Below are 12921 nucleotides of genomic sequence, written 5' to 3' on the forward strand. Positions count from 1 at the left end.
AGTTTATAATTATAAATTATAATAAAATAAAATTAAAAATAGACTTTATATAATTTAAGGATTTTTAGATGTCAGTCGCATTCAGCAAGGAACAAAATTCAGCTCAAAAAAAATGTGCTATAAGCGAAAGATTTGTATTTAATTTTCGAATTTTAAGCTACTCTTTTCGGAAATTAGAAATTTCAGTTGAGGGTCTTAACAAACCAATCGATTATAATTCAGAATATTTTTTTTCGTTTGTTGAAAATTTAATCTACTTTTTATCAAAAAACAAGTATGCGCTCCGTTGAGATTATGAAAAAATAACACTTTTTAATTTAGAAAATTTACAATTAGCAGAAAATCTTGATGATTTTAAATCAAAATTCAAATTGATTACAACTTTTGATTTAGAACATAACTAAAATATGGAGGAAACATGAAGATTTATACTACTAAAAAAACAAGCCCATTTTACACATTAGTTTGCGAGGAAATGATTCTAAAAGATGACCAGAATCAGGACGATATTTTATATTTCTACCAACATAATAATGCAATAATTATCGGTAAAAATCAAAATATTTACGAGGAAATTAAGCTTGAGGAAGTTGAAAAACAAAGAATTGAAATTTATCGTCGACTTTCTGGAGGTGGTGCTGTTTATCACGATTTAGGAAACATTAATTTTTCATTTATAACTAAAAAACAGAATCACAGTTACCAAAAATTCTTGACACCGATTATAGAATTTTTTAAATCTTTTGGTTTAGATGCTGAATTCAAAGGTAGAAATGATCTAATAGTTAATGGGGCTAAAGTTTCGGGCAATGCTCAAATAATTTACAAAGATAGAATTGTTCACCATGGAACAATTCTATTTAATGCTAATTTGGCAAAATTAGGTCAAGTATTAAAACCAAATCGATTAAAAATTGAGTCCAAAGGAATAAAATCTATACGTCAACGGGTAACAAATATTTTGCATGAAATTGAAGAACAAATCGAAGATTCTGAGTTTATTTCAAGACTAATCACATTTTTTGAAAATAAATATCAAACAAAAGCACAAGATGTTGAAACTTATTTTCAAGATGGGAGAATATCTCAAAAAGATTTTCAAGAAGTTCAAAACCTAAGACAATCTAGAGAATGAGTTTTTGGTTCAAATCCTTATTTTAGCTATGAAAATATAGCCCGAACTAGTGGCGGAATTTTAAAAGTGCTTGCAAATATTGAGAAAAATCACATTGTTAAAATAAAATTTGAAGGTGATTTCTTATCCCAAAGATCAATTGAGGAAATTCAAGAAATTTTAGAAAATAAGGAATTTACTAGATCAATTATAGAATCAGAACTTCTTCAAATTACAAATCTTGATGAATATTTTGGCGCAATTCCCCTTAATGAAATTTTGGATACAATTTTTGGAAGCTAATTATTAATGATGGTTCATTCTAAAATTACTGTTGAAAATGAGGATATTTTTTATTTTTTAGAAGAAACTGGAAAGCAAAAAATATTATTTTTACACGGATTTAATTCAAGTCATAATTTCATTTTTCAACTTAAAAAGAAACAAAATCGTAATTATGATATTGTTTCTTTTGATTTTCCTGGTTGTGGTCAAAGCACTAATAATAATGAAATTAATATTAAAAATTACCAAAAAATTGCAGCTAGTTTCATTAAAAATCTTAATTTAAATATCCAAATTGTAATCGGTCACTCACTTGGTGGAGCTATTGCTCTTTATATTTTAAGTGAAAATTTAGCAAAAAAAGCAATTTTAGTTGCTCCACTCAATCCTTTTATTTTAGGTAAAAATTCGCAAAGCCAAGTTGAAAAATTATCAAATTGGCTTTTGCCTCAAGACATTATATCTGCAACAGATAGTCTTGAACATTTAGTTTTTACTGATAAATTTAGTTATAAGAAAAATTTAGCAAAAAATGCTATTAATTTTCTTGATAATGTCACAAAAAAGAGAGAGATTTTTAGAAAGATTGTTTTTGAAGAAATCTTTAACTTGGAATGGCTCAAAACTGAATTGTTACCGCTTTACCAACAAAATAATAATTATTTTTTAATTGCTGGTGTTGAAGACAATTTTGTGCCAATAGAAAGTCTTCGCAAAGTTTCTGAGAATTTTAATAAAAATCTTATAAAATTTGAACAAACTGGTCATGCAGTTTTTTTCGAAAGAAGTGATGAAATTAACACTGAAATTGAAAAAATTCTAGAAATTTAAGCTTGAAATCCATCTCTTATTTTTTCAGCATTTTCTTTTCCCAAGTTTCCCAATTTGTTGCAAAAAGCACTTTTTAGTGAATATAAATACAAAAATACCCGTATATCCGGGTTTTTTTGACATTAAAATCTTAAGTTTTATTATTTTAAGATTAACCTTATGCAAAAAAAAAAAAAAAATGCTTGGTATAAAATAAAATTATGCTATAATAAACCTCACTAAGAATAAATTAATAAATTGGGTATTAGAATTAAGGGGGAATTAGTTATGTTTTTTGTCTAAAAAAATCAGAAAATGCGAATTTTCCATTATATTTTTAAATATGATGGAACGCCTTAAATTTAACCGTTTAAAATCTATAAATTTATGGCTTTTAGTTATTGTTCTTTCAAAACTTCATATATTTTTTTAGGCTCAATGTAAGTAAAATGAGTTTTCTATTTACATTGAGTTTAAATAGTAGTTGTATTTTTTTTATGATTTTTGTTGTTTTATCATAAATTGATTTTTACCAGTGTCTTAAAATAGGTAATTAACTTTTGCCAAATAGTTAAAAAAGTGCCCAAAACTAAACCAGGACACTTTTTAAGATTATCTTATCAAAATGGAAAACTCGGGAAATTCTAGAAATTTAAGCTTGAAATCCGTCTCTTATTTTTTCAGCAATTTCTTTTGAAGCTATTTTTTCAATAACTTTAAATGCAAATTCAGCTGAAGATGAGGCATTTCTGGCTGAAATATAATTTCTATCAACTGTAACTAAATCGTTTTTTCTTGTTGGTATGTTTGAATTTGTTTCATCAGGGTATGAACTAAATTCATAATTTGGCGCTAAATTACGCTCAAAAATAGCATTTGGCGCATCACAAATTGCAAAAACATCTTTGTTTTGGGCAAAAAAATCACCGATTAATTTGATTGCTGGCTCACAAGTTCGAAGATATTGCGCTGCAACTCCTCCTGGTATAAAAATTGCATCAAATTCATTAGATTTTCAATGATTTTTGGCCTCAATTTGAACAACTCCAAATTGTCCTGTAACTATTTTGTTTTCAGGATTATAAAATTCAATTTTATTGTATATATCGGCCTTTTTTATTAAAGAAAGAAAAGTTGTAAACTCTATGTCCTGAAATTTATCAAGCAAAACTACCAATAATTTTTTCATTATTCCTCCTCATTAAATTAAATAAAATAGAATTGTACCATAAAAAATCTACGGTACAATTCTATTCATTAAAAATTTATATATAAAATTTAATTAAAATAAGGTTTTAAAACTTCTGGTATTGTTCAACTACCATCAGGGTTTTGATTTTGTTCGAGTAAAATCGCGACAATTCTATCAATTGCAAGGCCAGATCCATTAATTGTGTGTGCATAAACGTTATTTTTTTCATCACGATAACGAATTTTTGCTCTTCTAGCTTGAAAATCTCCACAATAACTAATTGATGAAACTTCACGGTATGTCTGTTCTGATGGAAGTCATGCTTCTAAATCAATAGTTTTTTTACTTGAAAAACCAAGATCACCAGTACACAAAAGCACAGCACGATAAGGAATGTTTAGTAATTTCAAAATTTTAGCAGCATCTTGAACAACATTGTCAAACTCTTTCATTCCATCAACTTCATTTGTTATTTTAACAAGTTCAACTTTATGAAATTCGTGAAGTCGGATCAAACCTCTTGTGTCTTTGCCACCACTCCCAGCCTCAGATCGATAACACTTGCTATAACCAACAAGCGAAATTGGTTTTTCTAAGTCAATAATTTCGTCTTGATAATAATTTGTTAAAGGAACTTCGGCTGTCGGAATTAGTCAAAGATCAGAATTTTTTAAAGAATACAAATCTTCTGAAAATTTCGGAAGTTGCCCTGTTCCATATAGCGAATTTTCAAGAACTAAAGTGTTTGGAACAATTTCCTCATAACCTGAATTTACATGAGTATCAATCATAAAATTTATCAAAGCCCGAACTAATTTAGCCGCTAATTTTTTATAAATTACAAAGCGATTTCCTGAAATTTTTACAGCTCGTTTAAAATCTAAAATGTCTTTAGATTTACCAAATTCATAGTGAGGCTTGATTTTAGGATCGACTTTTTTTGGTTGACCTCAGTGATAAATAACTTGATTATCAAGTTCAGAATTTCCAAAAGGAACTGAATCATCAGGAAGATTTGGCACTTCAAGAATTTTTTGACTAACTCAGTCATCAAGTTTTTGTCACTCTGTTTCTAAATTTGCAAGTTTATCTTTAAGTTGAGTTACTTGGTTTTTCAAATCTTCAGAGTCTTTATTTTCACGGACATAAAGTCCAATTTGTTTGCTAGTTTTATTTTTTTGTGCTAATAATTCATCAATTTCCTGACGCAAAAAGTTACGTTTTTGGGCTTTTTCATACAAGTCCGCAATTATAGAAATATCAAAACCACGGTCTGATAATTTTTTTTCAACAAAAGATTTGTTGTTTAAAATTAAACGAATATCCATATTTTAATAAATTATTTTTTTAGATTGTAAAAAACATCTCTTCCAGTATATTCGCTTTTTGAATATGTGTCTAAAAACTCTTCAATTACTAGAAGTCGATTATATTTGGCAATTCGGTCAGTTCTTGAAAGTGATCCTGTTTTGATTTGACCAGATGAAACTGCGATTGCAAGATCAGAAATTGTAGTATCTTCAGATTCACCAGAACGGTGTGAAATAACAGCGGTCAATCCTGATTTTTGTGCAAGTTGAATTGCATCAAGTGTTTCAGTTAAAGTTCCAATTTGATTTAATTTAATTAAAATGGAATTAATTGCCTTTGTTTTGATAGCTTCTTTTAAAATTTGTACATTTGTAACAGTTAAATCGTCACCAACAATTTGGTGTGTTTGTCCAAATCTTTTGGTAAAAGCAATAAATCCGTCTCAGTCTGATTCAGCAAAGCCGTCTTCGACTGAAATGATTGGATATTTTTCAAAAAGTTGTCCGTAATAATCAAGCAATTCTTCTGATGTAAATTCATATTTTTGGTGACTTTCTTGATCACCAGAAGCTGCTTTTAATTTTTTAAAGACATATTTTTGGCCATCATAAAATTCACTAGCGGCAGCATCGATTGAAATTGCAATGGCATTTTCACCATCAACAGCCGGATTAAATCCCGCTTCCTTGATTGCTTCAACTAAAAAATCAAGCGCATGCTCGTGAGAAGTTAAATTAGGAGCAAATCCACCTTCATCACCAACTTGGGTTCCAAATCCTGATTTTTTAAGAAGTTTTGCTAAAGTGTGAAATACTTTATTTGATGCTTGCAAAGCTTTTCTAAATGTTGAAAAACCGAGTGGCATAATCATAAACTCTTGAAAATCAAGTGTATTTGAAGCATGCTCACCTCCATTTATCACATTAAGCATTGGAACTGGCATTAAAGTTGGGTTTGGACCACCTAAATAACGAAAAAGCGGAAGTCTCAACTCACTTGCGGCTGCTTTTGCAACTGCTAAAGAAACACCTAAAATAGCATTTGCACCAAGTCTTTCTTTGTTTGGAGTTCCGTCTAAATCGATCATTTTTTGATCAATAAGTCTTTGATTTTTAACACAAAGACCAATAATTTCAGGACCAATAATATTATTTACATTATTAACTGCGGTCATTACACCTTTTTGACCGAATCAATTATAAGCATATTCTGTATTTGAATCACGCAATTCAAGCGCTTCTCTTGATCCAGTTGAAGCTCCTGATGGAACAATTGCAGACCCAAAACCGCCCGCTTGGGTGTGAACCTCAACTTGAATTGTTGGATTTCCCCGTGAATCAAGAATTTCTCTTGCAAAAATTCTTGTAATTTTTGACATAAAACACCTCGAATTTGTATTTATAGTTTAAATTTATTGAATGTATTATTTGCTAAGTAAAATCAAAAATAATAACATGCTAAAAATTATATCACAAACTATGAATTTAACAAATGCTTAAATAGTAATTTTTACTTGTTATTTTAGTGTTAATTTAATAACTTTTGGATTTTTGTTTTATTTGGTTTTTGGGCCAAAAAAGTGCCTACAACAATTACATCAGCTCCTGATTCAAAGACTTTTTTTGCATTGTAATCTTTAATTCCACCGTCAACTTGAATTAAAATGTTGTAATTTGACTCACGAATTATTTTGGATAAGTTGCTAATTTTTTGGTATGTTTCTTGGATAAAATCCTGCCCGCCTTTTCCAGGTTCAACTGACATTACCAAAATCAGATCTATTTTGGGTAATAAGTCTAAAATTTCTTCAATTTTTGTCGAAGGTTTTATTGCAAGTCCTATTTTAATTTTTTCAGAATATTTTAAAATTATCCTATGAATTTCGTCATAATTTTTACTTTCAAAGTGAATTGTCACAAAATCAACATAGCCAATTAGTTCTTCAATTTGACTTTCAGGATCACTTGACATTAAATGAGCATCACAAATAAACTTTTTTGATTTAGTGACAATTTTTTTAATTTCTGAAAGCGAAATTGCTGTATTTTCAACAAATTTACCGTCCATAAAATCAAAATGAAATCATTTTATTCCAAGATTCAAAAAAGTTCTAACTAATTTTAGACGGTTATTTTTACTAACATTCAAAAGTGAGGGACTAATAATCTTTTTTTTCATATTTTTCTAAAAGATAGAGATAATTTTTATACCTAGTTTCTGAAATTATGCCGTGTTTTACAGCATTTTTTACTGCACAGTTTTCTATTGGCTCATGAAAATGAAAGCATGTTCTAAATTTGCATTTAGGCAAAAACTGGCGAAAAATTTCAAATGAACTTTTAATTTGATCTTTGGGAATTTCATCATAATTAAAACTAGAAAATCCAGGCGTATCTACTATCTGAAAGTCTCCATTTCTTATAATTTGAACCACACGCGTGGTGTGTTTTCCGCGATTTAATGAAAAAGAAATTTGCTGAACCTGGAATTGTGTGCCAAACAAATTATTAATAAAACTTGTTTTTCCAACTCCGCTTTGTCCGATAACAAAATTAAGTTTATTTTTAATTTTTTCTTGCAAATCGCTAGGAATTTTTTTTTCATTATTATTAATAAAAAAAATAGAATATCCCATTTTTTGATAATCAAGCAACAAATTTTCATAATTTGGTTCAAGATCAACTTTGGTAACTATCAAAATTGGACTAATATTTTTAAATTCAATCATTAACAAAAAAGTGTCAAGCAATAAAGGCGAAAAATTAGGTTCCTTGAGGGAAACAAAAATAAGCGCCTGGTCTATATTAGCAACTTTTGGACGTTTTAGTCAGTTTTTTCTTGGAAAAATTTCTTTAATAAATCCACTAGGATCAAACTCAACAAAATCTCCAACTAAAGGAGATATTTGTTTTTGTCTAAGTGATCCAGATCCTCTCAAAAGTGGATAGAGTTTTTGGGTTGATGGTTCAAAAACATCATAAAAACCCGCTATAACTCTAACAATTTGTCCCTTCATCTACAGCTCTTTTATTTCTGTTGTTATAATTTTTTCAATTTCATCGACACATTGTTTCAAATTGTCATTTACAACTTGAAACTTGAATAAATCCTTAATTTTAATTTCAGATTCAGCCTTTTTAAGTCGAAGATCGATTTGGCTTGATGTCTCTGTGAGTCTATTTTCAATTCTATTTTTCAGAACTTCAAGCGAGGGAGGTAAAATAAAAATAGTTAAAATTTTATCTAATTGGTTATTTTTCTTATAGTTTTCAATAATATTTTTAGCACCATTTGTGTCAATTTCTAATAACGGAATAAAATTTTGATCTTGAATATATTGAATTTGTGACTCTAGAGTTCCATAGTAATTATCAAGATGACAACTTCACTCAATAAATTCGTTATTTTTGATTTTTTCTTTAAAAGTTGCGTGGTCTAAAAAAAAATAACTCACTCCGTCAATTTCATTAACGCGTTTTGGCCTGGTTGTTGCCGAAATTGCAAGTTTTATAGGCAATTTGTTATTTTTTAATAAAATTGACTCAATTGTCCCTTTGCCAACACCTGAAGGACCGGAAATTACAATTAGTTTATTCATCTTTTGCTTCATTATTAAATCTTAGGAAAAAAACAGTATTTTTAGCGTATTTTTTTGTTTTTTCAATTGAAAAAAAATTGGGAATTAATTTAGAACCTAAATTAGTTTTGTAAATTATAATTCCAGATTCTTCTAATAAATTATTTCTTGCAATTTTTAAAAAACATTTTTTGGTAATTTCTTCTTCAGCATGAGGTGGATCCAAAAAAATAAAATCAAACTTTTGCCCAATAAGATCGTTAAGCAAAAATATTGCGTTTTTATTAAATATTTCGTATTTTTCTACGTTATATTTTTTGCAAAAATCAACAATATTTTTGTATGCCTGCTGATTTAATTCAGAAGCTACAACTTTTTTTGCACCACGAGAAGCCGCTTCAAGACCTATTGCACCTGTTCCAGCAAACAGATCTAAAACTTTTGAATTTGGAATTTCAAATTGCAACTGTGAAAAAATCGACTCACGACAACGATCAGACATTGGTCTAACTACTGAAAATTCAGGATTTTTTATTACAGCACGCCTATAATTACCAGAAATTATTCTAATCATAAATATTTATAAGATTATACCAAAAAATTTAAAAAATAATATATGAATTTTTTCTTAAAAACATCTTTAAAATTTCAAAAATAGAATAAACATGGTCAAAATTAATTTTTTCTAAATACTCATCAAGTGAAAAATTGGCTCAATACAAAATTTCCAATTCCTTAACATTAAATCTAAAAAAAGGTTTTAAAGTGCGGTGATAGATACATTCCATTCCGCCATAAAAATCAAAATTTACAAGCCTTTTATTCGTTTTGCAAACTTTACAACTAGTTAAATTGCCAATTCAACCGTTAATTTTAATTCAGTTGATAATTACATATACTATTATTGCATTTACATTTTTGTCGTTTATTTTGGAAAAGGCACTTTGAAAAATATCGAAAATTTTAGAATCATAATTATTTTCATAACTAAGTTGATAAATTATTTTTCAAAACTTATAAATATTTTCGTTAGTTAAATCTAGACGAACAAGGCATTCACCCTTTTTTAGTTTGGATAATTTATTAGGATTTTTGGCCAAAAAAATTTCAAACTCACCAAGGCAGCCGGGATTTAATATATAAATATTTTTGCTAGTTGGGCGACGTACACCGAGAGCAACCATCTTAAGAATGCCAAAATTTGTTACTAATTTAACTATTAAATCAAAATCCCTAAAGTCAAATCTTTCGACAACTATCCCTTTAATGATTTTTTCAGCCATTTTTTCATTAAAACTTATTTATAGTATTTAGGTTTAAAGATCTAAAATTAGTTAATTCTATTAAAATGAAATTTATTTTTAAGCAAAAAGTAATTTCTAAAATATTTTAGTTATAAAATATAATTATACCACAAATTAATTTTTTTTGATTGATTTGTCATTTTTTTTATTAATTTTTTTTAATTATGCTTCAAAATTGGGAATCAGATAAATGGTTTTGCTTAAAATTTAGTCTTTTTTATGCTATAATTTAATCACCAAAACTTAATAAAAATGTTTAAGATTTGAATTTAAGTTTTTAAAAAACGAAATGGTTTGGTTTATGAAAAAACTTAGTAAACTTATTTTTTCTAATTTGTTTTTAGGGTCTTTATCCATAATTTTATTTTCAGCATGCAATGTAAATAGCGATAAATTGGGTTCTAAAGAACAAATTAGTCCGAAAGTTCATGCAAAAATTGAAAACCAACAACAAACCAGTCTTGATGATGTCGATTGGAAAAACATTAACTTTGAATATGACAGCAAAAAATACAGTTTGGAAAAATTGAATTTAAATAAAAATTTTGAACAAAATTTGTTAACAGTTAGTGTTTTGCTCGTTGATACTAAAAAGCAGCTTTCAATACCAAAAGAGTTTGTTTTTACTTCGTTTTTAAAAGTAAAAGACAAAATACAGGAACAAAATTTAGATAAAGTTCAAAAACCAGTTGAAGAAGAAGAGCCAAAAAAAGTTGAAAAAAACCCTAGTTCTCAACCTAATTTGTCTAATATTAAAAGACAAAAAATTTTAAAACCACCTAGCTCTAGTAAACCTGAAATTACAAGAATTATTAGACCTCAAGAAAAACCAAAATCACAAATTATAAATAATACTAGTCCAAAAATCAGTGATGTTCCAATTAATAATTCCCCTATTAATAGAATAAACTCAAACCAATTTCAAAGTGTAAATTACAATACAAAAGCTTATAACCCACTTTTTGAAACAACTCCAAAGTTAAAATATACAAATAGAATTTACAACAAATCACAAAATCCTGAATATTTTAAAGATGATCATTATTTTGACCAAGATTTTTTATTAAAACATTCAGTGATGCAAATTATTCAAAATACACCAAAATATCAAACTGGAGTGCATAATTTATACACTTTTTTGTACAATGGTGATAATAATCAGCCAATTAATTTTCTTGATCCAAATGATCCAAATAGAAATAAAAGATTTTGAGAATTAGCAAAAAATGTCGGTCATTACGGCGATTTTGGTAAAAACAATGATGAAAAATTGATGTTTTATAATCGTGGTATTTCCTATAATGGAATGGCTGAACAAGTATATCTTCCAAAGTTTTCTGAGACTCAATCTTCTGGGGCTTCAAGTAATTCTGAAAATCTGACAGAAATTGTAAAGAAAAATCCTTTTGGTTTTTTGCCATCTAATTTAAGTCAGTTATTTTATTACATGAAAATCGAAGAAATTGGCAAAATTTTTAAAATTCCTAATTTAAAAAAAGTTAGTGCTAATTTTGATGACAAAAAAGGCGAAATTAGCATTTTGTTTGAAAGTGCTGATGGCAAAAAACAAATTTGAAAATCAAGTTCAACTAATGCTGATTTAAAAAAAGATGTTGACTATGAAAAGTTCATTTATGATCGCTCATTTAGTCTTGGAGTTTACGGATATAAATATTTTCAAAATCCTTATATTTGAAATGATTATGGTACTCATGCTTTTAAAGAATACGGTACTGCTTGAGTTTTAGATAGAATAACAAATAATGATACTAATTCTGATAGTTATGAACTTTTAGTTGGAACAAACATCCATGTTTGGAATATGGCACAAATTTTTGACAAGAGCATGTATTTTTTTGATGTAAATAATCAAAGCGAAAAATCAAAAAAATGAAATGCTGGCTTTGTTGACCAAAGCTATAAATTCATTTCTGAGCAAGATATAAAAAATGCTGATAAATCAAGGCCTTTTTTTACCGCAGCCCGTTCAAGTAATTTAATTTCTGACAATAAATATGAAAATACATACCCAAAAATTAAAGAATACCCTGTTTTTGATGCCTATGATAGTTATTTAAGCGCTCCATATTACACTCCGCGGTACAAAGTTGACGGAATAATGGGTCATGATGTCGATGTTGGCTATAAATATTTAGATAATTATAATGAGTCCACTCGAGTTGGAACAACCAAAAATGGCGGTTCAGACTTTGTTATTCTAAGACTGAAAATTAAAAAAACTGATTTAGGACATATTTTACCTGAATTAAAAAAAGCGATTGATTCTGGTATTGAAAAAGAGTGGCATATTGGCCTAGGTCGCAATGAAAAATTTAGTCCAATAAAAACACAATTTTATGGCGGATATCCAGTTGCTACTAAAGACAATGAAAATGGTGATTGAGATAAAGGTGTAAATTTTAAATCTAATAAATCAACAGGCGGAATAATCAACACCCGATCACGTGTAATTAATGATAGTCTTTTTCATGGACTTTGAACCCCTTATAATGATGCTGAAAATAAAGACTGAAATTCTAAACACGAAAAGTGAAAAAATTACCAAAAGCCATTTCTTGACAATTTAAAACACGGAATGCTAAAAATGGTTTTAAATCAGCATTCAAATTTGTACACAAAAGTAAATTCTAAAAATAAATTAGACGCTCTTGGCCCTGGATCTTCAGGATCGATGGCTATTGATTCAAGTTTTAATTTAATTGGTATAAATTATTCCTATTCAACTGACTCAGAAAGCAACACTTTTTCAAATGCAATTTCATTAATGGAGGGTCAGTCTACTTATCTTGATGGATTTAATGGCAATATTCGCGAGGATTTTAAGAAAAAATTACAAAAAGACGGCTTATATACAGTCAAGATTAATCCAAAATCATAAAAATTATCTTAGCTAATTTTTTGGTTTTATAGTTTTTGGTGGTTTGTTTAGATATTTTACTTTAAATTTTTGGCAAAATTTACGGGCTGTTGGGTCAAATTTAGCCTAGTATTTTGAGCAAAAACTATTAAAAAATGTAAAATCCTTAGACTTTTTAGTTAGTAAAAGTCTAAGTTTTTACTATAAATTTGGTCATTCTGAACCAAATAAAAGTTGACATATTGATTTTATTAATATAATAAAGCTATAAATCCAAATTTTTTTACAACATTTCTTAGCAAAATTTGATAGTTACTTTTAAAATTGGTTATTTTTGACCTTAAATGAGGCTAGATGATTTGATCAATTTTTTACATAAATTTTTAGTATTGTAATAAAATTGTTTTGTTGATCAAAGTCTTTGCATTTTTGCACATTGGCTTAAAATAA

The 12921-nt window shown here is 28.0% G+C and carries 12 protein-coding genes; 4 read left to right on the top strand and 8 right to left on the bottom strand.

Going from position 1 to position 12921, the window contains the following annotated elements; all coding sequences use genetic code 4:
• Positions 1 to 68 precede the first annotated feature (68 nt).
• Genes KW512_RS00750 through KW512_RS00760 form a run of 3 tightly spaced genes read left to right on the top strand, consistent with a single transcriptional unit; the run spans position 69 to position 2230 of the window.
• Positions 69 to 404 (top strand): hypothetical protein, encoded by a 336-nt coding sequence (locus KW512_RS00750; protein ID WP_258841613.1) that lies wholly within the window; start codon positions 69 to 71, stop codon positions 402 to 404.
• Between the two features lie 14 nt (positions 405 to 418).
• Positions 419 to 1417 carry a lipoate--protein ligase gene (locus KW512_RS00755; RefSeq protein ID WP_258841614.1) on the top strand — a complete coding sequence of 333 codons (999 nt, stop codon included), beginning with the start codon at positions 419 to 421 and terminating at the stop codon, positions 1415 to 1417.
• A 6-nt stretch (positions 1418 to 1423) separates the two neighbouring features.
• Positions 1424 to 2230 (top strand): alpha/beta fold hydrolase, encoded by an 807-nt coding sequence (locus KW512_RS00760; RefSeq protein ID WP_258841615.1) that lies wholly within the window; start codon positions 1424 to 1426, stop codon positions 2228 to 2230.
• 631 nt (positions 2231 to 2861) lie between these two features.
• Here the strand turns inward: KW512_RS00760 and KW512_RS00765 are convergent.
• The 8 genes from KW512_RS00765 to recO form a co-directional block, all read right to left on the bottom strand.
• On the bottom strand, positions 2862 to 3398 hold the full coding sequence (locus KW512_RS00765) for a DJ-1/PfpI family protein (protein WP_258841616.1): 537 nt from the start codon (positions 3396 to 3398) through the stop codon (positions 2862 to 2864).
• An 89-nt stretch (positions 3399 to 3487) separates the two neighbouring features.
• Positions 3488 to 4729: a serine--tRNA ligase gene (gene serS, locus KW512_RS00770; RefSeq protein WP_258841617.1), complete on the bottom strand. Its 1242-nt coding sequence runs from the start codon at positions 4727 to 4729 to the stop codon at positions 3488 to 3490.
• A gap of 11 nt (positions 4730 to 4740) precedes the next feature.
• Positions 4741 to 6090, bottom strand: a complete 1350-nt coding sequence (gene eno, locus KW512_RS00775) for a phosphopyruvate hydratase (protein ID WP_258841618.1) — start codon at positions 6088 to 6090, stop codon at positions 4741 to 4743.
• A gap of 149 nt (positions 6091 to 6239) precedes the next feature.
• Entirely contained in the window at positions 6240 to 6890 is a 651-nt protein-coding gene (locus KW512_RS00780; protein ID WP_258841619.1) for a ribulose-phosphate 3-epimerase, read from the bottom strand.
• On the bottom strand, positions 6871 to 7728 hold the full coding sequence (gene rsgA / locus KW512_RS00785; RefSeq protein ID WP_258841620.1) for a ribosome small subunit-dependent GTPase A: 858 nt from the start codon (positions 7726 to 7728) through the stop codon (positions 6871 to 6873). The genes KW512_RS00780 and rsgA overlap by 20 nt, the downstream gene beginning before the upstream one ends.
• The gene (gene gmk / locus KW512_RS00790; RefSeq protein WP_258841621.1) at positions 7729 to 8322 is read right to left on the bottom strand and encodes a guanylate kinase; all 594 of its coding nucleotides are present in this window, start codon (positions 8320 to 8322) and stop codon (positions 7729 to 7731) included.
• The gene (gene rsmD, locus KW512_RS00795; protein ID WP_258841622.1) at positions 8303 to 8863 is read right to left on the bottom strand and encodes a 16S rRNA (guanine(966)-N(2))-methyltransferase RsmD; all 561 of its coding nucleotides are present in this window, start codon (positions 8861 to 8863) and stop codon (positions 8303 to 8305) included. Before rsmD ends, gmk begins: the two co-directional genes overlap by 20 nt.
• A gap of 28 nt (positions 8864 to 8891) precedes the next feature.
• Entirely contained in the window at positions 8892 to 9572 is a 681-nt protein-coding gene (recO, locus tag KW512_RS00800) for a DNA repair protein RecO (protein WP_069096495.1), read from the bottom strand.
• Between the two features lie 322 nt (positions 9573 to 9894).
• Here recO and KW512_RS00805 point away from each other — a divergent pair, with 322 nt between their 5' ends.
• Positions 9895 to 12492, top strand: a complete 2598-nt coding sequence (locus KW512_RS00805; protein ID WP_258841624.1) for an MAG2960 family serine endopeptidase lipoprotein — start codon at positions 9895 to 9897, stop codon at positions 12490 to 12492.
• Positions 12493 to 12921: the final 429 nt, after the last annotated feature.

It is taken from the genome of Mesomycoplasma ovipneumoniae, assembly GCF_024758565.1.
Lineage (GTDB): Bacteria > Bacillota_I > Bacilli_A > Mycoplasmatales > Metamycoplasmataceae > Mesomycoplasma > Mesomycoplasma ovipneumoniae_B.